This is a genomic window from uncultured Aliiroseovarius sp. (assembly GCF_947497285.1).
In the GTDB taxonomy this organism is placed as follows: Bacteria; Pseudomonadota; Alphaproteobacteria; order Rhodobacterales; family Rhodobacteraceae; genus Aliiroseovarius.
Window position 1 is genome coordinate 348,342 of record NZ_CANMFT010000002.1, and the last position, 25,992, is coordinate 374,333.

General features: G+C 60.2%; 23 protein-coding genes and 1 tRNA gene. 14 read left to right on the forward strand and 10 right to left on the reverse strand.

What is annotated here, in order from left to right:
• The first annotated feature begins 93 nt into the window (after positions 1–93).
• Positions 94–170 (forward strand) — tRNA-Arg (locus tag Q0864_RS05155).
• Positions 171–203: 33 nt separating this feature from the next.
• Here Q0864_RS05155 and Q0864_RS05160 read toward each other — a convergent pair.
• Complete coding sequence (locus Q0864_RS05160; RefSeq protein WP_298566688.1) at positions 204–944, reverse strand: glutamine amidotransferase; 741 nt, start codon at positions 942–944, stop codon at positions 204–206.
• A gap of 173 nt (positions 945–1,117) precedes the next feature.
• On the opposite strand from Q0864_RS05160, the gene Q0864_RS05165 reads away from it, so the two are divergent.
• Both Q0864_RS05165 and Q0864_RS05170 read left to right on the forward strand, forming a co-directional pair.
• Positions 1,118–2,776, forward strand: coding sequence for a tetrathionate reductase family octaheme c-type cytochrome (locus Q0864_RS05165; RefSeq protein ID WP_298566689.1), 1,659 nt, complete (start codon positions 1,118–1,120; stop codon positions 2,774–2,776).
• Positions 2,769–3,434 (forward strand): cytochrome b/b6 domain-containing protein, encoded by a 666-nt coding sequence (locus Q0864_RS05170; protein WP_298566690.1) that lies wholly within the window; start codon positions 2,769–2,771, stop codon positions 3,432–3,434. The genes Q0864_RS05165 and Q0864_RS05170 overlap by 8 nt, the downstream gene beginning before the upstream one ends.
• A 241-nt stretch (positions 3,435–3,675) precedes the next feature.
• Here Q0864_RS05170 and Q0864_RS05175 read toward each other — a convergent pair whose 3' ends face one another.
• Positions 3,676–4,257 carry a DUF882 domain-containing protein gene (locus Q0864_RS05175; protein ID WP_298566691.1) on the reverse strand — a complete coding sequence of 194 codons (582 nt, stop codon included), beginning with the start codon at positions 4,255–4,257 and terminating at the stop codon, positions 3,676–3,678.
• A 352-nt stretch (positions 4,258–4,609) separates the two neighbouring features.
• Between Q0864_RS05175 and Q0864_RS05180 the strand changes: the two genes are divergently transcribed.
• Genes Q0864_RS05180 through Q0864_RS05195 form a run of 4 tightly spaced genes read left to right on the forward strand, consistent with a single transcriptional unit; the run spans position 4,610 to position 8,911 of the window.
• Positions 4,610–6,232 carry a L,D-transpeptidase family protein gene (locus Q0864_RS05180; protein WP_298566692.1) on the forward strand — a complete coding sequence of 541 codons (1,623 nt, stop codon included), beginning with the start codon at positions 4,610–4,612 and terminating at the stop codon, positions 6,230–6,232.
• 51 nt (positions 6,233–6,283) lie between these two features.
• Positions 6,284–7,390, forward strand: a complete 1,107-nt coding sequence (locus Q0864_RS05185) for a UDP-3-O-(3-hydroxymyristoyl)glucosamine N-acyltransferase (protein ID WP_298566693.1) — start codon at positions 6,284–6,286, stop codon at positions 7,388–7,390.
• Between the two features lie 28 nt (positions 7,391–7,418).
• Complete coding sequence (locus Q0864_RS05190; protein ID WP_298566694.1) at positions 7,419–7,694, forward strand: acyl carrier protein; 276 nt, start codon at positions 7,419–7,421, stop codon at positions 7,692–7,694.
• Positions 7,695–7,702: 8 nt separating this feature from the next.
• The gene (locus tag Q0864_RS05195; RefSeq protein WP_298566695.1) at positions 7,703–8,911 is read left to right on the forward strand and encodes a beta-ketoacyl-[acyl-carrier-protein] synthase family protein; all 1,209 of its coding nucleotides are present in this window, start codon (positions 7,703–7,705) and stop codon (positions 8,909–8,911) included.
• 71 nt (positions 8,912–8,982) lie between these two features.
• Here the strand turns inward: Q0864_RS05195 and Q0864_RS05200 are convergent, their stop codons facing one another.
• Positions 8,983–9,657: an invasion associated locus B family protein gene (locus Q0864_RS05200; protein WP_298566696.1), complete on the reverse strand. Its 675-nt coding sequence runs from the start codon at positions 9,655–9,657 to the stop codon at positions 8,983–8,985.
• Positions 9,658–10,205: 548 nt separating this feature from the next.
• On the opposite strand from Q0864_RS05200, the gene Q0864_RS05205 reads away from it, so the two are divergent.
• Positions 10,206–11,744, forward strand: coding sequence for a helicase HerA-like domain-containing protein (locus Q0864_RS05205; protein WP_298566697.1), 1,539 nt, complete (start codon positions 10,206–10,208; stop codon positions 11,742–11,744).
• Positions 11,745–11,776: 32 nt separating this feature from the next.
• On the opposite strand, the gene Q0864_RS05210 is transcribed toward Q0864_RS05205, so the two are convergent.
• Complete coding sequence (locus Q0864_RS05210; protein ID WP_298566698.1) at positions 11,777–12,145, reverse strand: hypothetical protein; 369 nt, start codon at positions 12,143–12,145, stop codon at positions 11,777–11,779.
• An 87-nt stretch (positions 12,146–12,232) separates the two neighbouring features.
• Positions 12,233–13,507 (reverse strand): HlyC/CorC family transporter, encoded by a 1,275-nt coding sequence (locus Q0864_RS05215; RefSeq protein WP_298566699.1) that lies wholly within the window; start codon positions 13,505–13,507, stop codon positions 12,233–12,235.
• A gap of 111 nt (positions 13,508–13,618) precedes the next feature.
• On the opposite strand from Q0864_RS05215, the gene Q0864_RS05220 reads away from it, so the two are divergent.
• Positions 13,619–14,920 carry an MmgE/PrpD family protein gene (locus Q0864_RS05220; protein ID WP_298566700.1) on the forward strand — a complete coding sequence of 434 codons (1,302 nt, stop codon included), beginning with the start codon at positions 13,619–13,621 and terminating at the stop codon, positions 14,918–14,920.
• A gap of 71 nt (positions 14,921–14,991) precedes the next feature.
• On the opposite strand, the gene Q0864_RS05225 is transcribed toward Q0864_RS05220, so the two are convergent.
• From Q0864_RS05225 to Q0864_RS05240, 4 genes are all read right to left on the reverse strand, one after another.
• Positions 14,992–16,173, reverse strand: a complete 1,182-nt coding sequence (locus tag Q0864_RS05225) for an ammonium transporter (RefSeq protein ID WP_298566701.1) — start codon at positions 16,171–16,173, stop codon at positions 14,992–14,994.
• A 176-nt stretch (positions 16,174–16,349) separates the two neighbouring features.
• A complete protein-coding gene (locus Q0864_RS05230; RefSeq protein WP_298566703.1) occupies positions 16,350–16,841 on the reverse strand; it encodes a CinA family protein in 492 nt (163 codons plus the stop codon).
• A gap of 3 nt (positions 16,842–16,844) precedes the next feature.
• Positions 16,845–17,345, reverse strand: a complete 501-nt coding sequence (locus Q0864_RS05235; RefSeq protein WP_298566704.1) for a phosphatidylglycerophosphatase A — start codon at positions 17,343–17,345, stop codon at positions 16,845–16,847.
• Positions 17,346–17,348: 3 nt separating this feature from the next.
• The gene (locus tag Q0864_RS05240; protein ID WP_298566705.1) at positions 17,349–18,494 is read right to left on the reverse strand and encodes a bifunctional 2-C-methyl-D-erythritol 4-phosphate cytidylyltransferase/2-C-methyl-D-erythritol 2,4-cyclodiphosphate synthase; all 1,146 of its coding nucleotides are present in this window, start codon (positions 18,492–18,494) and stop codon (positions 17,349–17,351) included.
• 166 nt (positions 18,495–18,660) lie between these two features.
• Between Q0864_RS05240 and dusB the strand changes: the two genes are divergently transcribed.
• From dusB to Q0864_RS05255, 3 genes are read left to right on the forward strand one after another with little or no spacing between them, the layout of a single operon-like run.
• Positions 18,661–19,641, forward strand: a complete 981-nt coding sequence (gene dusB / locus Q0864_RS05245; protein ID WP_298566706.1) for a tRNA dihydrouridine synthase DusB — start codon at positions 18,661–18,663, stop codon at positions 19,639–19,641.
• Positions 19,638–20,720: an ATP-binding protein gene (locus tag Q0864_RS05250; protein WP_298566707.1), complete on the forward strand. Its 1,083-nt coding sequence runs from the start codon at positions 19,638–19,640 to the stop codon at positions 20,718–20,720. The genes dusB and Q0864_RS05250 overlap by 4 nt, the downstream gene beginning before the upstream one ends.
• Positions 20,721–20,722: 2 nt before the next feature.
• Positions 20,723–22,123 carry a response regulator gene (locus Q0864_RS05255; RefSeq protein ID WP_298566708.1) on the forward strand — a complete coding sequence of 467 codons (1,401 nt, stop codon included), beginning with the start codon at positions 20,723–20,725 and terminating at the stop codon, positions 22,121–22,123.
• Between the two features lie 44 nt (positions 22,124–22,167).
• On the opposite strand, the gene Q0864_RS05260 is transcribed toward Q0864_RS05255, so the two are convergent.
• Positions 22,168–22,308, reverse strand: coding sequence for a hypothetical protein (locus tag Q0864_RS05260; RefSeq protein ID WP_298566709.1), 141 nt, complete (start codon positions 22,306–22,308; stop codon positions 22,168–22,170).
• On the opposite strand from Q0864_RS05260, the gene Q0864_RS05265 reads away from it, so the two are divergent.
• Entirely contained in the window at positions 22,307–24,478 is a 2,172-nt protein-coding gene (locus Q0864_RS05265) for a PAS domain-containing sensor histidine kinase (protein WP_298566711.1), read from the forward strand. The genes Q0864_RS05260 and Q0864_RS05265 overlap by 2 nt on opposite strands.
• On the forward strand, positions 24,475–25,902 hold the full coding sequence (locus tag Q0864_RS05270) for a sigma-54 dependent transcriptional regulator (RefSeq protein WP_298566712.1): 1,428 nt from the start codon (positions 24,475–24,477) through the stop codon (positions 25,900–25,902). Before Q0864_RS05265 ends, Q0864_RS05270 begins: the two co-directional genes overlap by 4 nt.
• The last annotated feature ends 90 nt before the right edge of the window (positions 25,903–25,992 follow it).

Sequence of the window (25,992 nt, forward strand, 5' to 3'; positions counted from 1 at the left end):
GCCCTTTTCTTTTTGGGTCAATCTTTTGGTGGCTTTTCGTGTTGCGAGGCGCAGGGCGATGGCCTATATCCCGGCCCAGACAAAGTGTCATTGGCACCCGTAGCTCAGCTGGATAGAGCGCTGCCCTCCGAAGGCAGAGGCCAGAGGTTCGAATCCTCTCGGGTGCGCCACCTCTTTACCCTTAATGGCTTACAGCCCGTGATCTAGGCCCGATACCGATCAACGAAGTTCCGCAAAATCTGCGCAGGGGCATGCACGTTTGCCGCATGCACCATGTCGACCAAAGCTTCGGCTTCCTCTGGCGGGAAATACCCGTGATGTTTGTAAATCCCGATGCGGGTTTCAAAACTATGTGCGTCGGCCTCTGGGTGGAACTGGGTGGCATAGACGTGCTGCCCAAAGCGGATCATCTGAAACGGGCAGGGGCCAGAGGCGACCAGATGGGTGCAACCTTCTGGCAGAACCTGCATGGCTTCCTTGTGGCCAACGAAAGCTTCAAATGCCGCAGGAATACCTTTCAATAACGGGTCTTTCGCACCTTCTGCAGTCAGATGGCAGGCGCTTGCGCTGACCGGTTCGCCATAGTTTTCCTTGGACACAGAGCCGGGTGAAAGGTGATGACCCAGAATGCCGATCCCATAGCAGCATCCCAAAAACGGAACGTCGCCCTCCGTGATTTGGGGCATTAAGGACAGGCAGGCGGCTTCGATCCGTGCCTCCAGCGCAGATTTCTTGTCCGGTGCGTCTGAGACGCAGCCCGGCCCACCGCCGACGATCACACCTGAATAGGCGTCAAGCGACAGATCCGCGGGAATGTCCTCTTGATCCAGCCTGATGCGCTGCACGTCATCCGGGTCCAGCCCGCCTTTGGACAAGAAAGCACGGAATTCGTCGTCTGACGCATCCGTTTCGGGGCGCAGCTGCAAGATCAAAAAGGGTTTCATATGCGCCTCTTATCAGGTCGGTCGACGATGCCAAAGCACGGGCGTCGGGTCAATCGTTCTGCCGGTCAACTGCGGCATTTTGGCATTAGGTGAAGCGCCGGAAGCTTGCTACATATTAGAATAGCAGAATGTAATCCTCCGCGGCGCGAACCGGAGATGAGGAAGGCATAGCCATGAACAGACTCGTGACGACGATCCTGACACTTGTGATGCTGGCCGGAATTGGCACATCAGCATGGGCCGAAACGCAGGCGGCTGCCCCCAAGCCTCCGCCCGCGCCTCCGGCAATTCCGACGGCAGCGACGGCGGATCACTCGAAATTCGACATCCTGAAAAAGCCGTTTGCCTCTGGACCTGAGGTCACGCAGGCCTGCGTCAGCTGCCACACCGAGGCTGATGACCAGATCATGCACTCGATCCATTTTGACTGGACCTATGAAAGCGACAGCGGACAAACCTTGGGGAAATCCAAGGTTATCAACGCGTTCTGTGGTAACGTCGCGGGTAACGAGCCGCGCTGCACGTCGTGTCACGCTGGCTATGGCTGGGACGACATGTCAAAGACACCTGAACAGGCCGGGGTGACGGCAGACTGTCTGGTGTGTCACGACCGCTCTGGTCAGTATACCAAGACGGCCACTGGGGCGGGTCATCCGCCTCTTGAGCCTGTGAAGGCGGGCACGAAGACGATAACAGGGGCCTTGGCGTGGCCTGTTGATCTGGCGAAGGCCGCTCAATCGGTCGGGATGCCGGGGCGCGACAATTGCGGCAACTGCCACTTCTACGGCGGGGGCGGTGACAACGTGAAGCACGGCGATCTCAGCTCGGCGCTTTATGCGCCCCCGAAAGAGGTCGATGTCCACATGTCGCCCGACGGTTTGAACTTCACCTGCTCGAATTGCCACGTGGAAGACAAGCACAACTGGGCCGGGTCGCGGTATGATACGGTGGCCAAGGATATGGTCGGCACCGGCAAGCCGGGGTCCGTGCGCACCGCGGCGACCTGCGAAAGCTGTCACTCGAACGATCCGCACCCGCTCAACATCAAAGGCGTGAAGCTGAACGATCACGTCGACAAGGTGGCCTGTCAGTCGTGTCACATCCCGGAGTTTGCCCGTGGCGGTGTCGCGACAAAAACCTTCTGGGATTGGTCGACCGCAGGCAAGATGGGTGCTGACGGCAAGCCGATGCACGAAGCGAACTATGTCCAGTCGGACGGAAAAGAGCTTCACACCTACCTGTCCACCAAGGGTGATTTCAAATGGGGCGAGGATGTCGTTCCACACTATGCTTGGTTCAACGGCCATGTCGAATACGCGACCGGGGAACCGATCGACCCGACAAATACGGTCGCGGTCAATCGGATCAATGGCGCGCCGGGCAGCAAAGACAGTCGCATCTGGCCCTTCAAACAGATGGAGGGACGCCAAGCCTATGACACCGTGTCCAATAAGCTGGCCTATTCCCAGGTGTGGGGGCCCACGACTGACACCGCGTTCTGGACCAACTACGACTGGCCCAAGGCGATTGAGGCTGGCATGAAAGCCGCCGGACAGGAGTATTCGGGTCAGTTCGATTTTGTGGACACCCATATGTATTGGCCAATCACCCACATGGTCGCGCCAGCAAAGGACGCCTTGGACTGCGCGGCGTGCCATGCTGAAGACGGTCGGCTGGACGGGCTTGCGGGCGTTTACATGCCCGGCACCAATCCGCGTTCACCTGTCGGACTGTTGGGGATGGCGCTGGTGGCGCTGACCCTTCTGGGCGTTGGGCTTCACATCATCCTGCGTATCTTCGGTGGTCGCAAAGGAGGCACAGATCATGGCTAGACGTATCGTCAAGGTTTATCCCCGCTTCGAGCGCCTTTGGCACTGGACGCAAATGATCATGATCATGATCTTGCTGTTTACCGGCTTTGGTCTGAACGGGATGCATTCAGTTCTGCCTTTCGGCCCGGCGGTGATGCTTCACACAATCGCGGCGCTTGTCCTGCTGGCGGTCTGGATCTTCGCCACGTTCTGGTTGTTCACAACCGGAACCTGGAAGCAGTTCGTGCCGCAGATCGAAGGGCTGTTCAAGATGGCGCGCTTCTATGCCTACGGCGTGTTCCGGGGCGAAGAACCTCCGTATCGCAAGGTCTTCTGGCGCAAGCATAACCCGCTTCAGGCGCTCACGTATTTCGGCCTGAAAGTGGTCGTGTTCCCCGCAATTTGGGGATCAGGGCTGCTTTATCTGACCTATAATTTCTGGGCCGGGGACGAAGGGTCGACATTTGCGCTGTTTGTCATTGCGAACGTGCACTTGCTTGCCGCCTATGTGATCGCGGCCTTCGTTGTGATCCACGTCTATCTTTTGACGGTCGGGCATGGGTTCAAGGAACACGTGCGCCCGATGGTAACCGGCTATGAATGCATCGACCTGACGGCCGAGCAGGAAGCCTATCTGGAAACCAACGAGCCTGAGCGTTTGATGCCCAAGCAGGGCTGACAGCTGATGGACAGTCTAAAGGCGTGCCGTGGCAACACCGCACGCCTTTTTTCATGAGCATTTGGCCCTGGAAGGGAAATCGCTGCTTGTCAGGTGCCGCACTCAGGCGTGCGCGCGGGTGGTCTGCGCAAGCCGCCGGGTCTTTCGGGACGGCCGTGCGATGTCTGCGTCCCAAAAGAAAAGGCCCACCTGACAGGGGGCCTTGACGGATGTTCTGGTGTTATACCGGTGGGGCTACGGTCTAGCGCCCCCAGCTACGGATCACACCGCAATCCATATGCACAAAGTTGGAGCCGGAGTATTTCCCGACCCCACCGCCGTTGCAAGCGACCGCCGCTTTGAACATCTGGTTGACCGAACGAGAGCTCAACCGCAGATCAGCGGCCTGACCCTTCATATGAAGCGAATTCTTTGCTACCCCGCGTGAGCGCGAGCGAAGCATGGCGTTGGTCTTTGGCGACCGATAGCCCGAAAGCATCAGGTAGGGTTCGCGCACGTCCATCAGCCCGTGGGCTGCGGCCATGATGTCGATTGTGCGGGTGTCGATCTTGATGGCTTGATCCGTGCGCCAGTCGCGCATGAAGTGATTGACCTCTTTCAAGGCGTCTTTGATATACTTGCCTTCGATCCAGTAGATCATGTTGATCGTTTCGCCGGTGCGACCCGAATGCATTGCGATGCGCCGGACGTCTCCGCCACCGCGAAGGAAACCAGCTGCATTTGCATAGAAGGGCGTTGCGGTCACGGCTGTGGCGGTAAACGCCCCCAGCAAACCGCGGCGTGTCAAAATCGATTTAGATCCGACTGAGGTGTCGTGAGTCATTGTTCCAGCGTGTCCCGTCGCTTGCCTGATGTCTGATCACTGCAGGATTCTGCGTCCCGCGCGCGTTCAGAGTGTTTATATGCCTCTCCCCAGGCGTGTGAGTGTTATTACACAACTCGAATCGTGGGCCAAGCAAAGATTTCGGGCGGTTAACGCGTTCAAGAAAAATCGGCAGAATTTTGCTGAAACCAGTGAATTTCTGGTTAACCGTGGCCGAAACGCGCCAGAGGTCGGGCAGCTGCGCAGGACGGATACAATCGCCCTCGATTTTTCCTCTTTCTCAATGGACTTGCCCTAAGGGAGTATGAGATGTTCTAGACTACAGATCTGTTGCATCTCTATTGGACGAAATATGATTACGAACGCGCTGTCTTTCCGTCGTGCTTTTGGCTTTTCCACCTTGGTCGCTTTGATCGTCGTGGTCGGGGCTTCTCTCGCGTCGTCCCCCCTGCATGCCCAAAGCAAAGTGTCTGCTTTTGCGCAGGCCGTCGCCGAAGCCGCGGCGCGTGACGATGAAATTGCCGCGTTCTATCGCTCCAACGGGTATCAACCCCTGTGGACAGGCACCGGGGCGCAGGACAAATCGCGCCGCGCGGCACTGCTGAAGGCGCTGGCCTCGGCAAAAGATCATGGCTTGCCAACCTATGATGTCAGTGTGTTGAAAACCCAACTGAAAAACGTGAAAAGCCTGCGCGCGCTTGGCCGCATTGAAGTCGAAATGTCAAAGCTGTTCGTTGCGTATGCGCAAGACATCAACAGCGGCGTTCTGGTCCCGGCCCGGATTGACAGCGGCATCGTTCGATCTGTGCCACGCAAAAGCGGCACGAGCCTTCTTGCTGGGTTTGCCAACTCAAACCCAAGTGGTTTTCTAAAGGCCATGCCGCCGAAATCGCCCGAATATGCCCGTTTGATGAAAGAAAAGCTGCGTCTTGAAGCGCTTTTGGCAAAAGGCGGCTGGGGCACGCCCGTGTCGGCAAAGTCGCTGAAACCTGGGCAAAGCGGTGCGGCTGTGGTGGAGTTGCGCAACCGATTGATCCGTATGGGGTATCTTAATCGGTCGGCCAGCCAAAGCTATGATGCTTCGATCCAGACGGCGGTTCAGCTGTTTCAACAAGATCACGGTCTGACCCCTGATGGTGTCGCCGGTGCTGGCACGATGGTCGAGATCAACACGCCACTGCAACGCCGGTTGGCATCGGTCGTCGTGGCGATGGAGCGGGAGCGCTGGACCAACATCGCGCGCGGCGAGCGTCACATCTGGGTTAACCTGACTGATTTCAGCGCGCAGATCATCGACAATGGGCGGGTCACATTTGCCACGCGCTCGGTCGTCGGGAAAAACCAGCCTGACCGCCGCAGCCCCGAGTTTTCGGACGTGATGGAATTCATGGTGGTCAACCCGACCTGGAACGTGCCGCGTTCGATCGCGACGAAAGAGTATCTGCCGATGCTGAAGCGCAATCCAAATGCGGTCAGCCACCTGAAGCTGATCGACAGCCGGGGACGCGTGGTGAACCGGTCAGCGGTGAACTTCAATGCCTTTTCGGCGAAGTCCTTTCCGTTTGCGATCAAGCAACCGCCGTCCAGCCGGAACGCGCTGGGGCTGGTGAAGTTCATGTTTCCCAACAAGCACAACATCTATTTGCACGATACGCCTTCCAAAAGCCTGTTTGCGCGTGAAGTGCGCGCCTTTAGCCATGGCTGCATCCGGCTGAGCGATCCGTTCGATTTCGCCTATGCGCTTCTGGCCAAACAGACCAGCGACCCCGAAGGCACCTTCAAAAAGGCCCTGAACAGCCGAGTGGAAACCCCGATCACGTTGCAAACGCCTGTGCCGGTGCACTTGGTCTATCGCACCGCGGTTGCCCCGGCCAAAGGGCGCATGAATTATCGTCGCGACGTTTACGGGCGGGATGCCAAAGTTTGGGCCGGATTGGAAAAAGCCGGGGTGGCGCTTGGCGCCGTTGGCGGTTAAATCTCTGATCAGCGTTGCCGGGGCGGCCCCGGCACCCTGCAAGGAGGCATCATGCAGTTCACCCTTTCAGAAATCGCCACATCGCTTGGCACGGACGTGCTGGGAAACGGAGACATCGTGCTGTCGGGTGCCGCGGAACCTGCGGACGCGCGGGCTGATCAGTTGGCGCTGGCGATGAACCCGAAATATGCCGACGGTATCATCAAAGGCGCGGCCCGTGCGGCCCTTTTGTGGGATGGCGCGGACTGGCGCGCGCTTGGTCTTGAGGGCGCGATTTGCCTGAACCGAGGCAAAGCGGCGATGCCGCTTTTGACCCGTGCGTTGGATCCCGGTCTGGGGATTGCGCCGGGCATCCACCCTTCAGCCGTTGTTGATGAAACAGCCGTGCTGGGGGAGGGTGTCGCAATTGGCCCATTGGCCGTGATCGGCGCTGGTGTAACGCTTGGCACGCGCGCGCAGGTTGGCGCACATGTGTCGATTGGCTACGGCACGGTGATCGGCGACGACGTCGTGTTGCATCCGGGCGCGCGCATCGCGCATCTGTGCACCATTGGTGCGCGGTTCGTGGCGCAATCCAACGCTGTGGTGGGCGGCGACGGGTTTTCGTTCGTGACACTGGACAAGGAAAGCGCTGTGGAAAGCCTGCGCAGCGGCATGGCCGAAGGTGACCAGCGCGCGTCGGTGCAAGGCAGTGCGCATTGGGCGCGCGTGCATTCTTTGGGCGGTGTGACGATTGGCGACGACGTGGAACTTGGCGCAAGCTCGACCATCGACCGGGGCACAATCCGTGACACCCGCATCGGGCGTGGCACCAAGATCGATTGTCAGGTGCAGGTTGGTCATAATGCCGAGGTCGGCGAAGACGTGATGATGTGCGGCAATGTCGGCGTGTCGGGGTCGGCGCGGATTGGCGACCGGGTGGTGCTGGGCGGCAAGGTTGGCGTCAGTGACAATATCTTCATCGGCGATGACGTGATCGCAGGTGGTGGAACCAACATCTATACCAACGTCCCTGCAGGCCGTGCCGTGCTGGGAAGCCCCGCCGTGAAAATCGAAACCGAGATGGCCATTCGGCGCGAATTGCGCCGTCTTCCGCGCCTTGCCGAGACATTGCGCGAGCTTCAGAAAACTGTTTCAAAACTCGTCGACAAGGACTAGAACGCCTCGCAACGCGAAAGGGAACACCATGTCGGACAGCATCAAGGATCGCGTCATTGCCATCATCGCCGAACAGGCGGTTCTGGAACCGGGCGATGTGCACCCTGAACAGACACTCGACGATCTGGGAATTGACAGTCTTGGGGTGGTCGAAAGCATCTTCGCCATAGAAGAGGCCTTCGATGTCTCGGTGCCGTTCAATGCCAATGATCCCGCTTCTGGTGACTTCGACATATCGTCCGTCGCGGCAATCATCGCCGCGGTCGAAGGGTTGGTTGCCGATCAGCGGACCGCCTGCGCGTGACAGGTCAGATGCGACGCGTCGTCATCACCGGGCAGGGCACCATCAACGCGCTCGGCCGCAATGTAGCCGACACGCTTGAGGCCATGCGCGAAGGCCGCTGCGCGATCACCGATCTGGAGTTTCAGGACGTCGAACGCCTGTCGATCCGCATCGGGGCACAGATCAAGGATTACGAGGCCGAGGCGTGGTTCAACCGCCAACAGATCTCGCTTTATGACCGGTTCACCCAGTTCACCCTTTTGGCCGCCCGCGAAGCGATCGGGCAATCCGGGCTGAGCTTTTCTGGCGATCTGGCGGCGCGCGCGGGCGTCGTGCTGGGCACCTCGGGTGGGGGCATGAACACGCTGGATGAAAACTATCGGTCGGTCTACGAGGATGGAAAGAACCGCGTTCATCCCTTCGTGGTGCCCAAATTGATGAACAACGCAGCCGCCAGCCACGTGTCGATGGAATGGAACCTGAAAGGGCCCAGCTTCACCGTGGCGACTGCCTGTGCCAGCTCCAATCATGCGATGGGGCAGGCGATGCTGATGATCCGCAGCGGGATGGCTGATGTGATGATCACCGGTGGATCCGAAGCCATGCTGTGTTTCGGCGGGATCAAGGCATGGGAGGGGCTGCGGGTGATGTCCAAAGACGCCTGCCGCCCGTTTTCAGCCAACCGCAACGGGATGGTGCAGGGCGAAGGGGCTGCGGTGTTTGTCTTCGAGGAATACGAGCGCGCCCGCGCGCGCGGCGCTGAAATCCTGGCCGAAGTGGTGGGGTTTGCCATGACCTCGGACGCGGCCGATATCGTCATGCCGTCAAAACAAGGCGCGTCCCGTGCGATCTCGGGCGCGATGCAGGATGCGCGGCTCAACCCCGAAGACATTTGTTATATCAACGCCCACGGCACCGGCACTGCGGCGAATGACAAAACGGAATGCGCCGCCGTCGCGGACGCGTTCGGGCACCATGCGGATGACCTGATGATTTCGTCAACCAAGTCGATGCATGGGCATTTGATTGGGGGGACGGGTGCGGTGGAACTGCTGGCCTGTATCATGGCGCTGCGCGACGGTGTGATTGCGCCGACGATTGGGTACGAGGAACCCGACCCGGAATGTGCGTTGGATGTTGTGCCGAATGTTGCCCGCTCGGCGAAGGTCGATGCCGTGTTATCAAACGCCTTTGCCTTTGGTGGGCTGAACGCGGTTTTGGCATTGCGCGCCGCCTGATCCAACCCAAGGACAAACGAAAAACGCCGCCCGGGATGGGGCGGCGTTTTGTTTTCAGCTTGGTCAGCGTGCTACTGCGCGGGCTTTGGACCCGCGGGCACGATCAGCGCGTCAAAGGCACCGGTAAACCCGGACAACGACATCGTCAGGTTCACTTTCTGATCCGGCGCAGCGGCGGGCACGATCGAAACCGTCGCCTTGGCCCCTTTCTTGAAGCCTGCAATCTCGTCTGCGGTGAAGCCGATATTGGCAACACAGCCGGGCTGCGAACAAAAGCGGAAGGGATAGCGTTTGCCCTGACCACCATCAACAGCGATGGTCAACTGCTGCGTCAGCAGGGTTTCAAGAGGCACCACGACGGTGGCACCTGCCACGGCCTGCGACCCGGCGGGCAGTTTGCCCAGCGAAATCTCGGCCACCGGGTTGCCGGTTTCATCTTTCAGCAACTGATACATCTGGCACGGATCATCGCCTTGGCCCTCTGGCAAGGTGATACATTTGCGTTCCCAGTCCCCGACCACATCTTCGACATAGGTCTGGCCGGGCTGGCGTGTGCCATCGACCGCTTCACCCATATCGACTGCGGGTTGCTGGGGCGCGTCTGCCTGTGCCGGCTGGTCGGCGGCGGGCGCCTCGGCGACAGGTGCGTCAGCGTTCGTATCTGCGGTTGTGTCTTGTGCAAGGGCAGGGGTGCCCAATGCCAGAAGAACTGCCAGCGGCAGTGTTTTCATCAGCTCAGCCTTCATAGTGGATCCTTGCTTTGTCTTCAGGTCTCGTTGCCGGGTTGGATACCATGGCTGTTTGAAGGTGTCAGGTGCAAAAACCCGTGTTCTGTGCTTGAAGTCCGTTCGCGCGCCGGGATTTGGCAAGTCCTTGCCGACCAGACGCCATTCGGGTCTTGGTAAGCTTGCCTGGGTCTCTGGGGATGGTCGCTTGACTGTAAATGAGAAAAGGGCCCGACCAGCGGACCCTTTTCAATATTCTCTCCCTGCCGGACTGACCGGCTTATTGGGTGTGACGCTATGTCACTTGCCAAAACCGGTCAAGAGCCTTTTTCGCGCAAATTTGGATGGACCGGCCGAGAACGGCACATTCAGCGGTCAAGATCGCCTTTAAGGTGCAAATACTTGTCAGTGTTAAGAAAAAAGACCCCGCCCGAAGGCGAGGTCAGTCTGACAGGGAGGAAGTCATTCCCAAAACGTCAGGTATTCGGGAATGATTCCACTCTGGTGCAAAATGGTTAATTAAGTATTGTTTCAACCAAGAGATTTTTCAGGCCCTGGGAGGCAATCAGATGGACGGTGCGATTTTCATTGGTGGTGGTGGCGAAGACTATGGCGTGAAGCAGGGGCTGTTGATGAAATATGCCAACCGCCACGGGCTGGTCGCCGGCGCAACCGGCACCGGCAAGACCGTGACCCTGCAGATCATGGCCGAAAGCTTCGCATCTGCGGGCGTGCCTGTGTTCCTGTCGGATGTCAAAGGCGATCTGTCTGGCCTTGCAAAAGCCGGGACGGAAGGGTTCAAACTGCACAAAGCCTTCACCGATCGGGCCACCAAAATCGGGTTCACGGATTACGCTTATGGCGCGTTTCCCGTCACCTTCTGGGATCTCTACGGCGATCAGGGCCACCCGGTCCGCACCACGGTGTCCGAAATGGGGCCGCTATTGCTGGCCAGATTGCTGGAGCTGACTGATGCGCAGGAAGGTGTGCTGAACATCGCCTTCCGCGTTGCTGACGAACAAGGCTTGCCGCTGTTGGATCTGAAGGATCTTCAGGCGCTTCTGGTCTGGGTCGGGGAAAACGCCAAAGAGATGTCGCTGCGCTATGGCAACGTGTCCACCTCGTCCGTCGGGGCCATCCAGCGCGCGCTGTTGGTGTTGGAAAACCAAGGCGGGGAAAAGCTGTTTGGCGAACCGGCGTTGGAGCTGTCCGACATCATGCGCACCGATCGTGACGGGCGGGGGCGTATCTCGATCCTGGCGGCCGACAAGCTTATGGGTGCGCCGCGCCTATATGCGACCTTCCTTTTGTGGTTGCTGTCTGAGCTGTTTGAAGAATTGCCCGAGGTCGGTGACCCGGACAAACCCAAGCTTGTGTTCTTCTTTGACGAGGCGCATCTGTTGTTCGATGACGCCCCCAAGGCACTGGTCGATAAGGTCGAACAGGTCGCCCGCCTGATCCGATCCAAAGGGGTTGGCGTCTATTTCATCACCCAAAACCCTGCTGATGTGCCCGAGGACATCCTTGGTCAGCTTGGCAATCGCATCCAGCATGCCCTGCGGGCGTTCACCGCCAAGGACAGAAAAGAGCTCAGGCAGGCCGCCGAAACCTATCGCGACAATCCGCGGTTTTCGACCGAGGATGCGATCCGCGAAGTCGGTGTGGGCGAGGCCGTTACCTCGTTTCTGGAACGCAAGGGCGCGCCGGGTGTGGTCGAACGGACGCTGATCCGCCCGCCCAGCTCTCAGCTTGGGCCGATTGATGTGGCGGAACGCAAGGCGTTGATTGATGCCTCACCCATCGCAGGAAAATACGAGACGCTGAAAGACCGTGAAAGCGCCTATGAGGTGTTGACCAAACGCGCGGCTGATGCAGCGCGCGAAGCGGAAGAGGCTGAGCGCAAGGAAGAAGAAGCCAAAAGTGTAGCCGAACGCGAATACCGCGCCGGACGCCGCTATTCCGGCACCAAAGTGGGGCGTTCGTCGTCGCGCAAATCATCCGGCGGGTTTGGCGGCGCGGTCGCAGATGTGGTCATGAAAGAGCTGAAGGGCACCACCGGAAAGCGCATCGTGCGCGGCATCCTGGGATCGCTGTTCAAGGGTCGCTAGCGACCCTTTGCCAACCGGTGGTGTCTTGAAATTTAGCGCAACGTATAGGTGCGTATGGTGCCATCCGCGCTGGTCAGGGTCGCCTGTTCACCGTCGATCACAATGTCCAGACACCCGCTAGAGCGCATCGGCTCGGGCGTGGGTTCGGTCAGGGTGCGGCAATATTGTCCGTCCTCGACCGTCCAGGTGCCGCCAAATTGAAACGCGTCGTTGCCGCCGCTGATCGTCCCGTCAGCTTCCAGCGTGATGGCCATACCGGTCTTGCCTACGAAAGATTTGCCTGACAGCGCCTGAATCAAAGCGCTATCGGCGTCGCTTTGCGCCGATACGGGGGGTGCGAGCGCCAGCAAGCCGCTGAACGCGGAGGCGAGGCAGAGGGGAAAGATCGTGTTTCGGGTCATCTGTGGCTCCGATTGATATTGGTTGAATGCAGCATGGCGCGATCAGCCCCGCCGGTTCAAGCGAGAACTGAAGGACATATGGACGCGCTACAACGGGCGTATCTTCAGTCGCGCAACCCGGTTTCCTTCGCGTTTCAAGACCTCGAAACGGAAGCCGTGGAACGAAAAGACCTGTCCTTCGAAGGGGATCATCTGCGCTTCGTGGATCACCAGCCCTGCGATGGTGTTGGCCTCGTCATCAGGCAGATTCCAGTCAATGGCACGGTTGATATCGCGGATCGTCACGCCGCCATCGACCACATAATTGCCGTCCGCAACACGTTTGATCTCAAGCTCGCTCTGCACGTCGAATTCATCGGTGATTTCGCCCACGATCTCTTCCAGAATGTCTTCCAGCGTGATCAGACCTTCAAGCGAACCGTATTCGTCCACCACAAGCGCAAAATGCGTGTGGCGGCGCAAAAACTGACGCATCTGGTCGTCCAGCGTCGTGGTTTCGGGGATGAAATAGGGCTTCATGGCCACTTGCAGAACGTCGAATTCCTCGATCGGTTTGCCCTCGGCCTGCGCCATATACATCGCGCGGCTCAGGTCCTTTGCGTGGATCACACCGATGATGTTTTCGGGCTCGTCGCGAAACACAGGCAGGCGCGTGTGGCGCGAGGCAAGGATCTGTTCGAGGATTTCAAGCGCCGGGGCCGAGGCGTCGATCATTTCGATCTGGCTGCGGTGAAGCATGATTTCCTCGACCACCCGGTCGCCAAGATCCAGCGCGCCCAACAACCGGTCGCGGTCTTCTTTCTCGACCGCTCCTTCGGAATGGCCCAGGGCGATGGCGCCGATGATTTCTTCGCGAACGGCCAGAATGTGGCTGTCGGGGTCGGTTTTCACACCGAAAAGGCTCAGCAACCCGCGGGTGATGACACGCACCGCAGAAACGACGGGCGCAAAGACCAAGATGACCAGCCGAATGGGCGCCGAGGCTTTTGCGGCCGCGTCCTCGGGCCGGGTGATGGCATAGGTCTTGGGCAGCACTTCGGCGAAGATCAGGACCAACAAGGTCATCACAAGCGTCGCCAGCGCCACGCCGCTGTCTCCGAACAGGCGGGTAAACAGGGCGGTGGCCAGTGAAGCCGCCAGAATGTTCACCAGGTTGTTGCCCAGCAGAACGGACCCGATCAGACGCTCGTTGTCTTCGGTGATTTCCAACGCGCGTTCGGCGCCCCGGTCCCCGCGATCGGCGCGCGACCTCATCTTGCCGCGCGATGCCGCCGTCAGGGCGGTTTCCGACCCCGAGAAGAAGGCTGACAGCACAAGCAAAGCCGTAATTGCCGCGCAACTGAGCCAAAAGCCACTATCCATGATGATCCCATTTGCCTTTTTGCATTCTGCTTAGTCTTATGGGGGGCAATGAGCGTGCTTTCAAGGGACGCGCAAGCGACGGGCCCATTGGGCGCTGGTAAGAGGGGGAACATGGGAGGCGTTTCAAACGATCTGGTGCAGTTCGGTTTGGCGCCGATTGATAGGGCGTCTGCCAGCGAAGCGCGGCGCATGATGGCGTTGTCGCTGTTGGATTGGGTCAGCGTCGGGGTGGCTGGCAGCCGGGAACCGGTGTCGCAAATCCTGCGTGATCTGGCGGTGGAAAGCGGCGGTGCGGCGCAGGCCAGCGTGATCGGTTGCCCCCAAACACTGCCCGCGGCGGCGGCGGCGCTGGTGAATGGCACGGTGTCGCATGCGCTGGACTATGACGACACGCATTTTGCCCATATCGGGCATCCTTCGGTTGCCGTGCTTCCCGCGGCGATTGCCATGGCCGAAACCACCGGGGCGTCTGGCGCGCACATGCTGGATGCCGCCCTGATCGGGGTCGAGGCGTCGATCAGGGTCGGGCGCTGGCTGGGGCGGACCCATTACGAAACCGGCTTTCATCAAACCGCCACAGCGGGCGCCTTTGGGGCTTGCGTGGCCGCAGGGCGGTTGGCAGGGCTGACCGCCGCTCAGATGAGCCATGCGCTTGGACTGTGCGCCACACGCGCGACCGGATTGAAAAGCCAGTTCGGCACGATGGGCAAACCCTATCACGCGGGTCTTGCCGCCCAAACCGGGGTCGAGGTCGTGCGCGCCGCAAAGGCGGGGTTTACCTCGACGCCAGAAAGCATTGACGGGCCGCAGGGCTTTGGTCCAACCCATGCCGGCGAAGATAACCGACAGGCCTTTGACGGTCTGGGCGTGACATGGGACATCCTGACGATCAGCCACAAGTTTCATGCCTGCTGCCACGGCACCCACGCGATGCTAGAGGCGCTGGCCGGGATAAATTGCCCCGCAGACGAGGTGGCCGAGCTTCAGCTTTGGACCCATCCGCGCTGGCTGAGCGTGTGTAACATTCCCCACCCTGCAACAGGGCTTGAGGTCAAATTTTCCTATGCCCATCTGGCGGCGATGGCCCTGTCGGGTGTGAATACGGCGGCGCTCGACAGCTTCAGCGACGCGATTGCGCAGGATCCTGACCTGATCCGTCTGGCCGCGCGGGTGCATGTATCAGCCGATGACAATTTGCCTGAAACGGCGGCATTGGTCGAACTGACCTCGACCACCGGGGCGCTATTCACGCGCGACCACAACCTGAATGCGCCCATGTCACTTGCGCAGCGTCAGGCCAAGATTGTGGCAAAGTCGCGCGCCTTGCTGGGGGCGCAGTCCGATCAGGTGTTCAACGCCATCCGGGCCGGACCGGATTTGCCAGTCCTGACGGGTTTGTTGCGGGCGGCGTGATCTGGCAGGTTCACAGGCAGACAGAAGGCGAGGACCAGCCCCGCCTTCTCCTCTTCTGGTCCTATGGAAGGTCAGGACATGATGTCATAGGCCCGTTCGCCATGCGCTGACAGGTCCAGCCCGTTGGCCTCTGTCTCCAGATCGACGCGCAGGGGGAAGACAAGCCCAACCAGTTTGATCAAGGCGACCGTGGCGACAGCTGTGAATGCGCCGACGATGATCAGGGCGCCTAATTGGGAAATCCAACTGCCCTGACCGAAGACCGCGATCATAATTGTGCCAAAGATGCCGCCAACACCGTGCACCGCGAACACGTCCAGCGTGTCGTCGATTTTCAGTGTGTTGCGGATGAAGTTGACCGCTTCCTGACACAAAACACCTGCAATCGCCCCGATGATCAGCGCCTCGACCGGACCGACAAAGCCAGACGCAGGTGTGATCGAGGCCAACCCCGCGATGGTGCCGGTCACGATACCCACGAGGCTGGCTTTGCCGTATTTGATCCGTTCATACACAGCCCATGACAGCGACGCTGTGGCGGCCGAGATATGGGTGACGGTGATCGCCATCGCGGCGCCCCCGTCAGCCGCCAATTGCGACCCTCCGTTGAAGCCAAACCAGCCGACCCACAACATGCCTGCGCCCATGAACACCATCCAAGGCGCATGTGGCGGCGTGGTGCGGTGTTTGCGCGGTCCAAGAAAGATGGCGATCAACAGCGCCGCGATGGCTGCGGTTTCATGCACGACGATACCACCGGCAAAGTCGCGGGTGCCGATGGCTCCGAAAATGCCGCCATCCGCCAATGCGCCGCCCCCCCAGATCCAGTGCACAACCGGCGCATAGCACAGCAGCATCCACAGGCCCGAGAAGGTCATGACAAAGCCAAAGCCAACCCGTTCCACATAGGCCCCAACGATCAGCGCGGGCGTAATAATCGCGAAGGTCATCTGGAAGGCGAAGAACAAGACCTCGGGCAGGGTGCCTGACAGGCTGTCAGCGGTGACGCCGGACAGGAAGGCTTTGTCCAGACTGCCAAACCAGCCGTGTGTCACATCCCCGAAGGCAATGGTGTAGCCCAAGGCGAGCCACAGCACGCTCATCAAACAGGCAATGGCATAGACATGCATAAAGACGCTCAGCACATTGCGGGCGCGCACGAGCCCGCCATAAAAAAGCGCGAGCCCCGGCAGCGACATGAAAAGCACAAGGGCTGTGGCGACGATGATCCAGGCGGTGTCTGCCCCGTTCATGGAATGCTCCTTCAAAGAGTTGGTGGTGCTGCGTTTTGTGGCGCAATGCGCAGGAGGAGGGGACAGGCGCACGGGGATTTACGCCCATGCGGCAGGCACAAAACGACGCGCGCTTAAATATTAGGCGGTTTTTTGGGGTGTATGGCGCAGATATGGGCGCAAACCGGATCTGCGTTTCAGGCTTTGCCTAAGGACAGGGCAGCTTGCGCCAGAAGTTTAACCGCGTGTTTCGCAGCGGCGTGGCGGACCTTGGCACGGCCCAGCGCGCCGAATTCGACGGTCTCGGTCTGGCAGGCGTCTCGCTTCGCCAAGCCGAAGCACACACGCCCCTCGGGCTTGTGCTCGGACCCGCCGGGGCCAGCGATGCCGGTGATCGACACCGCAAGGTCTGCCTGCGATCTGGACAACGCGCCCAGCGCCATTTCGCGCGCGACCTGTTCCGATACAGCCCCGTGCGCGTCAAGCGTGGCTGGGCTGACCCCTAACATGTCGCGTTTGGCGGCGTTGGAATAGGTGATGAAGCCCCGGTCAAAGACGTCCGAGCTGCCCGCCACGTCCGTCAGCCAAGCACCCACCATGCCGCCCGTGCAGCTTTCCGCTGCAGCGATCTTGAGGCCCTTGCTGCGGCACAGGTCGAGAAGATCAGCGATTTCTAACGTGTCGGGCATAGGTCACATCATAAACGCATGAACACCGTAGGCCGCAACGATCACCGTGATCGCCGCTGCTACGCCAGCATAGACATCATCCATCATGACCCCCGTCGCATCGCCGCGCCGGTCGGCTGTGCCGATGGGACCAAGCTTGGTGATGTCGAAGAACCGGAAGGCCAGAAAGCCGATGACCCACCCGGGATAGAGCGCCAGTATTTCCGCGCCCATCATCTTGGCCCCGAAGGACACGGGAAACAGGGTGATCCACATGCCGACGACCTCGTCAATTACCACCTCGCCGGGGTCGTGATTGTCGGAACCTGCCGTATACGCCTCGGTCGCCTTCAGGCCGACATAATAGGCGACGATGGTCGCACCAGTCAGGGCAATTGGCCCGCCAATCATGTGTAGCAGCCACGCGACGGGCAGGGCGGCCAGCGTGCCCCATGTGCCGGGGGCGGGCTTCAAAAGCCCCGCATAGAAGAAGGTTGCGATCAGCTTGGCGGTGGATTTCTGCATGGCTTAGTCCTTGATCAAAGTGGCCGAGGCCAGCGAGGCAATGCCTTCGGACCGCCCGGTGAAGCCCAACCGTTCGGAGGTTGTGGCTTTCACCGACACCCGGTCCACATCCATGCCCATGATACTCGCCAAGGCCTCGCGCATGGCGACCGCATGAGGCCCGATCTTGGGGTGTTCGCAGATCAGCGTCACGTCCACGTTCGACAACCGATAGCCGCGCGATTTGGCCAGATTGACCGCATGGCGCAGGAAAATATCGCTCTCAGCCCCTTTCCACTGCGGGTCCGAGGGCGGGAAGTGCTGGCCAATGTCGCCTTCCGCCAGCGCGCCATAGATCGCATCGGTCAGGGCATGCATCCCTACATCGGCGTCGGAATGACCCTTCAGCTTGCGACCATGCGGGATGCGCACACCGCACAGGATGACGTGGTCGCCATCTTCAAACGCATGCACGTCAAACCCGTTGCCCACACGAATATCCATGGCCTGTTCCTTTGCTCTGTCGCGGATCAACTTGTCTGCACGCGCGAAATCGTCCGGCGTGGTGATCTTTATATTCGCCTCATCGCCCATCGTGATGGCAACGTCCAGCCCGGCCTTACGCGCAACCTCAACGTCATCCGCCGCGCCGCCGTTATGGGCACGGTGAGCGGCAAGGATAGGGGCATAGCGGAAACCTTGCGGGGTCTGCGCCCGATAAAGCCCGTCGCGCGATTGCGTGCCTGTTACCACCCCTTCATCACCGCGCCACAACGCGTCGGTTACGGGGATCGCAGGCGCGGCCCCTTGCGCGGATGACAAAGCGTCAATCACCGCGTCGATCACTTTGGCAGAGACCAAGGGCCGGGCCACATCGTGGATCAACACAAGATCGGGCGGGTTGGCTTGCAACGCCTCCAGTCCAGCCCGCACACTTGCGTCGCGGGTGGCGCCCCCGATCACGGTTTGGATGCCGTCGATCTGCTGCGCGTCACCGTGATCCTCTGGGTGGATGACCAACACGCAACGCGTGACACGCGGGTGATCGCGGAATGCGGCCACGCTGTGGGCTGCGACCGATGCCCCGGCCACGGTTTGCCACTGTTTGGGGCGCTGCCCGCCCGCACGGGTGCCGCGCCCTGCGGCAACGATGATCGCTGCGATATCCATGGCTCTTGTTTAGGCCGTGCTGAAATGAAGGACAATGGGGCGGTTTGGGTGCGAAAAACTGCACAAAAAATGGGCGGTTTGTGAAATGACGGCTCGCACATCGCGCTGAAAGTTGATATTTCGCAGGGGTATCGGGCAGGTTGAACCCACTGCACAAGGATTAGGCATGTCAGTCCGCGTCAAAGATGTAACGCTCGACCCTCCGGTTATTCTGGCCCCAATGGCCGGGATCACGGATCTTCCCTTTCGCAACATTGTCAGCAGCTTCGGCGCGGGGCTTGTGGTGTCGGAAATGGTTGCCAGCCAGGAAATGGTGCAGGCCAAACCGGGTGTGCGCGAACGGGCCGAGCTTGGCTTTGGCCACGCAAACACCGCCGTGCAACTGGCCGCGCGCGATGTCTATTGGGCGGGCGAGGCTGCGCGGATGGTCGAACAGAACGGCGCGAGGGTCATCGACATCAACATGGGCTGCCCCGCCCGTAAGGTCGTGGGCGGCATGTCTGGATCAGCCCTGATGCGCGATCTGGATCATGCGCTGAAGCTGGTCGAGGCAATCGTGGCCGCAGTGTCGCTCCCGGTCACGCTGAAAACCCGGCTGGGATGGGACGATGACAGCCTGAACGCTGCCGAGCTTGCCAAGCGCGCCGAAGCGGCGGGCATTCAGATGATCACCATCCACGGCCGCACCCGTTGTCAGTTCTACAAAGGCCGCGCCAATTGGGCGGCGATCCGTCCGGTCAAGGACGCCGTCTCGATCCCGGTCATTGCCAATGGCGACATCGTAGACGCGCAGACCGCCCGGCAAGCGCTGGCAGACAGCGGCGCAGATGGCGTGATGATCGGGCGTGGGGCAGGCGGGCAACCGTGGCTCCTGGCACAGGTCGCGCATGATATCTATGGCACAGGCGCCCCCATGATCCCGCAAGGCGCGGCACTGGCCCGGCTTGTCGAAGACCACTACCGCGCCAGTCTTGAGTTTTACGGACCTGAGCTTGGCGCGCGCGTCATACGAAAGCATCTGGGCTGGTATATGGATCAGGCGGGCACCGACGCGGAGCTGCGCCGCCGTGTGCTGTCCAACCGAAACCCCATAGACGTATGCGCCATGTTGCCCGATGCCATCATGACAGAGCGGCGGGCGGCATGATCAGCGACGCATCACTATGGGCCGCGCTGCCCGTCCCGGCGATCGAGTTGGACGGGGCAGGGCTGGTGGTCCGCCTGAACGGCGCGGGCGAGGCGTTTTTGAACAGCTCGGAGCGCAGTTTTCGCGGGGCGAAGCTGTCAACGAAGCTGACCCTTTCAATAGATATCGAGGGCGCGCAAGACCGGGTGCGCAACTCGAAAGGGCCATATTATGTGGACGGGGCCAAGTTGACGCTTCCCTCTGGCATGGTGCGCGAAGTCAACTTGCAAATAGCCCCTCTGGCCACCACGGACGGGCGCGACGACCACGTGGTGATCTTGTTTCAACCACGCCATGGCGCCGAACATCTTGGCCTTGTGCAGGGGTCGAAAGCGGCGGCCCGTCAGGCCATCGGCATGGCCGAGATGCTGGCGCACGAGATCAAGAACCCGCTGGCCGGGATCACCGGTGCCGCGCAGCTTTTGTCGATGACCCTGTCGGCAGAGGATCAAGAGATGACAGACTTGATCGTCGCGGAAAGCCGCCGGGTGGTCGCGTTGCTGGATCAGGTCGAGCAATTCGGAGACCTTCGCCCCCCAGCCCGCACCGCCGTGAATATCCACGACATTCTGGACCGCGCACGCGCCACCGCTCAGGTCGGGTTTGCGCCGGGGATGGACATTCTGGAACGATATGATCCGTCCTTGCCCGATGTCTGGGTGGATGGCGATCAGTTGCAACAGGTGTTCCTGAACTTGTTGAAGAACGCCGCGCAAGCCTGCTCTGGTGCAGGAAAAATTGAACTTCACACGTTCTACGAGGCCGGGTTGAAACTGCACCTTCCCGATGGCGGCTTGGCCAGTTTGCCCCTTCAGGTCGAGATCATCGACAACGGGCCGGGGTTGCCTGCCGATATCGCCGATCAGGTGTTTGACCCGTTCGTGTCGGGGCGTGAAAACGGCACCGGGCTGGGCTTGGCACTGGTGTCCAAGATCCTGTCGGACCATGACGCGCTGATCGCCGTTGACAGCCGGCCGGGGCGCACCGCGTTTCGCATTTCATTGCCGATCGCCCCGGCCCCTCACCGCAAAGGAGACTGAACATGGATGGAACTGTCCTTGTTGCAGATGATGACCGCACGATCCGCACGGTTTTGACGCAGGCGCTGACCCGCGCGGGGTGTCGGGTGCATGCGACGGGGTCAATGGCGACCCTGATGCGCTGGGTTGAGGATGGGCGCGGGGATGCGGTGATCTCGGACGTGGTGATGCCGGACGGGAACGGGCTAGAGGCCTTACCGCAGATCGCAAAGCTGCGCCCGAACCTGCCGGTGATTGTCATCTCGGCGCAAAACACCATCATGACCGCCATTCAGGCCGCCGAAGCCGAGGCGTTCGACTATCTGCCCAAACCTTTCGATCTGCCTGACCTGATGAAACGCACAGCACAGGCGCTGGACCGCAAGCGCGTCAAGGCACGCAGCCCCGACACCGAAACAGCCAAGCGCGCGGATGTCGCGACCGAGCTGCCCTTGGTAGGGCGCACACCTGCAATGCAGGATCTGTATCGGCTCGTCGCGCGGGTTTTGAACGTCGATCTGCCGGTGTTGATCACCGGGGAAAGCGGCACGGGGAAATCGCTGATTGCGCAGGCCTTGCACGATTTCTCGGACCGGCGCGAGGCACCGTTTGTCGTGGCCACGCCCGATGACCTGATCCCGTCCGATGGCGTCAACGAGGTTGCCCGCCGTGCCGGATCGGGCACGATCCTGTTTGATGGTGTTGGCGATCTCGACGCCGAAGCGCAGGCCCGCCTGTCGCGGCTTCTGGATCATCTTGGGCAAGGGGGACCGCGCGTTTTGGCGATCTCGCAAGGGGATTTGGCCAAAGCCTCGGCGCAGGGCCGGTTTCGAGATGACCTCTATTACCGTCTTGCCGGCGTGATGATTCCTGTCCCCAGCTTGCGTGAGCGGCTTGAGGACATCCCGGCCTTGGCCCAGCATTTTCTGGCCCGCGCCGCGCGTGATGGTCTTGCAGAGCGGCGTTTTTCCGCCGAAGCGACCGAAAGGCTGCGCGCTTATCCCTGGCCGGGTAACGTGCGTGAACTTGAAAACATCGTGACGCGGCTGGTGGTCACGGGGGGCGAAGACGAAATCAACACCGCCGAGGTCGATGTTGCCTTGGGCGCGCGAGGAGGTGCGCGAGGAGGTGCACGGAGCGCAAACGCGATCCAGCCGCTAGATCACACAGATGAGCGCCTGACAGACGCGGTCGCCCGCCACCTTCAGCGCTATTTTGATCTGCACGGCGGTGCCTTGCCGCCTGCGGGCGTCTATCAGCGAATTTTACGCGAAATCGAGCTGCCTCTGATCGAGATTGCATTGGATGCGACCGGGGGAAATCAAGCTAAATGTGCTGATTTGCTGGGCATCAACCGCAATACCTTGCGTAAAAAGATCACGGAACTCGGAATCGAGGTGACACGCCGCCGCAAGTTGATGTAATAAAGCAACAGAGCGTGGCAAATGGGCATAAGACCCGCAGCCACTCAGGCGGTCGCCGCAGAGATGCGGCCATCAGGAATAGGGGCAAGCACAGTGGCGCGACGCGCGGTGCGGAAGTCGAGGTTGGACCGATACCTGTCCTTGCGCCGTTGGCGTAGGTTCAGATCGCTTGGCGCGTTCAGCATGATTGTTCTGGGCCCGATCCTTGCCATTACGACATTCCTGGCGCTTGGACCGTTTGCGCAAGGTGCACAAAGCAATGCGCTTCGGTTCATCCTGCTGGCCGATATCATCTATGTGATTTTGGTCGCGGGGTTCGTGCTGGCGGGTGTCGGCCGGATGATCGTGGCGCGGCGTCAGGAAAGCGCGGGCTCGCGGTTGCACCTGAGGCTGACGGTAGTCTTCGCCGTGATCGCCCTCAGCCCGACGATCCTTGTCGCCATCTTCGCCATGTTGACGCTGAATATGGGGCTTGAAGGCTGGTTTTCAGACCGGGTGCGCACTGTCGTGGGCAATTCGCTGTCGGCCGCGCAAGCCTATAAACAGGAAAGCCGCGACGGGTTGGTGCAGGATGCCGACGCGCTGGTCAGGTTCTTGCAGCAGCAACGCCAGACACAGGCCCTGCTGACGGATGCCGAATTGGGCCAGCTTCTCACCCAGGGTCAAGCGCGCATTCAGCGCGGTCTGCGCGAGGCTTATGTGATTGACAGTCAAGGCGGAATTCTGGTCCGGGGCGGGGGGTCCTACCTGTTCGACTATGAAGCGCCGGATGCGGCGCAGTTGCGCCGTGCCTTGGCCGGGGAAACCGTTGTGATCGAGGATTGGGACAACAATGAGTTTCGTGTCCTGATCAAGCTGGACGGGTTTGCCGATCACCTTGTCCAACTGACCCGAGATGTGAATGGCGAGATCCTGAGCCTCGTGGATGAAACCCAGGAAGCGGCGCGCGTCTATAACCAGTTGGAAAGCCAACGTGGCCAGCGGCTGTTCCAGTTCGGTCTGATCTATCTGGGCTTTGCGGTGATCTTGATCCTTGCGGCAATCTGGATGGGAATGTGGTTTGCCGAACGGCTGGCGCGCCCCGTGGGGCGGCTTGCAGGGGCAGCCCAGCGTGTGGGCGCGGGCGATCTGGATGTGCGCGTCATTGAAGAAGAGGGTGACGACGAGATTGCGATGCTTGGCCGGTATTTCAACCAGATGACCACGCGCTTGAAAGGTCAGCGCGCGCGGCTATTGGAGAACACCGAACAGATCGAACGCCGCCGGCGGCTGTTTGATAGTGTGCTGAGCTCTGTCACCGGCGGGGTCATTGGGTTGAACCCAGCCGGGCAGGTGACGTTTCTGAACCGCGCTGCCGAGCAGCTGCTTGAAGTGCAGGACGAAAACGATCAGGAGCACGAGTTGTCACTTGTCGTGCCGGAATTTCAGCCCTTGCTGGATGAGGTGACGCAGGGCGGGCGCGAAACTGCTCAAAGCGAGATTCGCCTGACCCGGAGCGGGTCGCAGGAAAACCTGCTGGTGCGCATTGCCACCCGGCGCAACGATGAAGGCGGGCTGGAAGGCTATGTGATCGCATTCGACGATGTCACGGATCTTGTCTCGGCCCAGCGCATGGCGGCATGGGGCGACGTGGCGCGGCGCATTGCCCATGAAATCAAGAACCCCCTGACCCCGATCCAGCTTTCGGCCGAACGCATCAAGCGCAAATTCAGTCGCGTTGACGGTGTCGATGTCGAAGCGTTGGAGCAATATACCGACGTGATCGTGCGCCAGACCAACGACCTGCGGCGCATCGTCGACGAGTTCTCCAAATTTGCCCGGATGCCTGAGCCAGAACGCCGCGCAACGGACATCGTTAGGCTGGTGCGTGATGCCGTTCTGTTGCAGCAGGCCGGTCAGGAAGGCGTGCAGATCACGTCTGAGCTTCTGGAGGGTCCGATCAACGTCGAAATCGACGCAACCATGATCGGTCAGGCCTTGACCAATTTGATTAAGAACGCCGGAGAGGCTATTGAAAGCCTTGAGGAAAAGGGAGCGCCAGAAGGGCACTCACCAGAAATTCGCGTCGTTCTGGCGCGGGTGGCGGGTGGCATCGAAGTCACCATTGCCGACAACGGAATTGGCTTGCCCGAGGACCGGGCGCGGCTGTTCGAACCCTATGTGACAACCCGTGAAAAGGGCACCGGGCTCGGGCTTCCGATTGTGAAGAAGATCATTGAAGAACATGGCGGGCGTCTGACCCTTGAAGATGCGCCCGTCTTTAACGAGGGCGGCGCCCATTTCGGCGCCATGGCACGCATATTTCTGCCCAGTGACGACGGGCAGGCTGAGCAAGTAGAAATGGTGGAAACATGAGCGATATTCTGATTGTCGATGATGAAAGGGACATCCGCGAACTGATCTCGGATATCTTGGAAGATGAAGGGTTCACCACTCGATTGGCGGGCACGTCGGACGAGGCGGTGGCGCAGGTCAAGGCAGAGCTTCCTGCACTGATGATCCTGGACATCTGGTTGAAAGACAGCGCCATGGACGGGATCGACATCCTGAAGATGGTAAAACGCGAACACCCGGAAGTTCCGGTTGTGATCATCTCGGGGCATGGCAATATTGAAATCGCCGTCGCGGCGATCAAGCAGGGCGCATATGACTTCATTGAAAAGCCCTTCAACATAGACCAGTTGATGGTGGTGATCGGTCGGGCGATGGAAACAAGTCGGCTGCGGCGCGAAAACACTGAACTCAGACGCCGTGACACCCATCCAACCGAGATGATCGGCACCAGTGCTGCGTTCAAGTCGTTGAAAAGCCAGTTGGATAAGGTGACGAAGTCGAACGGGCGGGTGTTGCTGACGGGGCCGGCGGGCTCGGGCAAGGAAATGGCGGCGCGCTATGTGCACGCCAATTCCGATCGCGCATCGTCGCCGTTTGTCGTGGTGAACTCTGCCTCGATCGATGCGGAGCGGATGGAGGAGGTTCTGTTCGGCCGTGAAAGCGCGGATCGGGGCATCGAACCGGGACTGCTGGAAGAGGCGAACGGCGGTGTGCTCTACTTTGATGAAGTGGCCGACATGCCGTCTGGAACGCAATCCAAGATCCTGCGTGTTCTGGTTGATCAGAGGTTCCAGCGGGTGGGCGGTGCCGACAAGGTGTCGGTTGACCTGCGGGTCATCACCTCGACCAATCGCGATCTGCAAGCCGAGATTGAGGCTGGAAACTTCCGCGAGGAGTTATATCACCGGCTGAATGTCGTGCCGATCTCGGTGCCGCCATTGGGCGAGCGCCGCGAAGACATCCCCGAACTTGCGCGCTATTTCCTGGAGGTTTTCAACCGCGATCAGGGCTTGCCTTTGCGCAATATGGCGCAGGACGCCGAGGCGATGCTGCAAACCATGCAGTGGCCGGGCAATGTGCGGCAGTTGAAGAACGTGATTGAACGGGTTCTGATCCTTGGGGAAGGGACGGGCGACATTCTGGCGACCGAGCTTCCGGGGAACGATCACGGGGGCGAAGACAGCCACGATCAAGGTATTGTCGTGTCCGGGGCCCTTGCCATGATGCCGCTGCGCGAAGCGCGCGAGGCGTTTGAACGCGAATACCTGCTGACCCAGATCAACCGCTTTGGCGGTAACATTTCGCGCACGGCGAACTTCGTTGGGATGGAACGATCCGCCCTGCACCGAAAGCTAAAATCGCTGGGGGTCGTGACCGGGTCCAAAGCCGGGGCACGGGTCGCCTATGTCGCGGGCGATGAGGAAGAAGAAGAGGCCGACGCCTGATCCACCGTGCACGCTGCACAACACTGGATTGCGGTCCTTCCCATGGGCAGGCATTGACCCTGACATGGGCATCTGCCATGGATTTTGACG

Excerpts from the sequence above, each read along its gene's own strand:
- Q0864_RS05250 (WP_298566707.1), top strand. The coding sequence starts at position 19,638 with ATGATCAGCGACGCATCACTATGGGCCGCGCTGCCCGTCCCGGCGATC.
- Q0864_RS05265 (WP_298566711.1), top strand. The coding sequence starts at position 22,307 with ATGATTGTTCTGGGCCCGATCCTTGCCATTACGACATTCCTGGCGCTT.
- Q0864_RS05210 (WP_298566698.1), bottom strand. The coding sequence starts at position 12,145 with ATGACCCGAAACACGATCTTTCCCCTCTGCCTCGCCTCCGCGTTCAGC.
- Q0864_RS05165 (WP_298566689.1), top strand. The coding sequence starts at position 1,118 with ATGAACAGACTCGTGACGACGATCCTGACACTTGTGATGCTGGCCGGA.
- Q0864_RS05230 (WP_298566703.1), bottom strand. The coding sequence starts at position 16,841 with ATGCCCGACACGTTAGAAATCGCTGATCTTCTCGACCTGTGCCGCAGC.
- Q0864_RS05205 (WP_298566697.1), top strand. The coding sequence starts at position 10,206 with ATGGACGGTGCGATTTTCATTGGTGGTGGTGGCGAAGACTATGGCGTG.
- Q0864_RS05255 (WP_298566708.1), top strand. The coding sequence starts at position 20,723 with ATGGATGGAACTGTCCTTGTTGCAGATGATGACCGCACGATCCGCACG.
- Q0864_RS05200 (WP_298566696.1), bottom strand. The coding sequence starts at position 9,657 with ATGAAGGCTGAGCTGATGAAAACACTGCCGCTGGCAGTTCTTCTGGCA.
- dusB (WP_298566706.1), top strand. The coding sequence starts at position 18,661 with ATGTCAGTCCGCGTCAAAGATGTAACGCTCGACCCTCCGGTTATTCTG.
- Q0864_RS05190 (WP_298566694.1), top strand. The coding sequence starts at position 7,419 with ATGTCGGACAGCATCAAGGATCGCGTCATTGCCATCATCGCCGAACAG.
- Q0864_RS05160 (WP_298566688.1), bottom strand. The coding sequence starts at position 944 with ATGAAACCCTTTTTGATCTTGCAGCTGCGCCCCGAAACGGATGCGTCA.
- Q0864_RS05195 (WP_298566695.1), top strand. The coding sequence starts at position 7,703 with ATGCGACGCGTCGTCATCACCGGGCAGGGCACCATCAACGCGCTCGGC.
- Q0864_RS05260 (WP_298566709.1), bottom strand. The coding sequence starts at position 22,308 with ATGCTGAACGCGCCAAGCGATCTGAACCTACGCCAACGGCGCAAGGAC.
- Q0864_RS05215 (WP_298566699.1), bottom strand. The coding sequence starts at position 13,507 with ATGGATAGTGGCTTTTGGCTCAGTTGCGCGGCAATTACGGCTTTGCTT.
- Q0864_RS05240 (WP_298566705.1), bottom strand. The coding sequence starts at position 18,494 with ATGGATATCGCAGCGATCATCGTTGCCGCAGGGCGCGGCACCCGTGCG.
- Q0864_RS05220 (WP_298566700.1), top strand. The coding sequence starts at position 13,619 with ATGGGAGGCGTTTCAAACGATCTGGTGCAGTTCGGTTTGGCGCCGATT.
- Q0864_RS05170 (WP_298566690.1), top strand. The coding sequence starts at position 2,769 with ATGGCTAGACGTATCGTCAAGGTTTATCCCCGCTTCGAGCGCCTTTGG.
- Q0864_RS05175 (WP_298566691.1), bottom strand. The coding sequence starts at position 4,257 with ATGACTCACGACACCTCAGTCGGATCTAAATCGATTTTGACACGCCGC.
- Q0864_RS05180 (WP_298566692.1), top strand. The coding sequence starts at position 4,610 with ATGATTACGAACGCGCTGTCTTTCCGTCGTGCTTTTGGCTTTTCCACC.
- Q0864_RS05270 (WP_298566712.1), top strand. The coding sequence starts at position 24,475 with ATGAGCGATATTCTGATTGTCGATGATGAAAGGGACATCCGCGAACTG.
- Q0864_RS05235 (WP_298566704.1), bottom strand. The coding sequence starts at position 17,345 with ATGCAGAAATCCACCGCCAAGCTGATCGCAACCTTCTTCTATGCGGGG.
- Q0864_RS05185 (WP_298566693.1), top strand. The coding sequence starts at position 6,284 with ATGCAGTTCACCCTTTCAGAAATCGCCACATCGCTTGGCACGGACGTG.
- Q0864_RS05225 (WP_298566701.1), bottom strand. The coding sequence starts at position 16,173 with ATGAACGGGGCAGACACCGCCTGGATCATCGTCGCCACAGCCCTTGTG.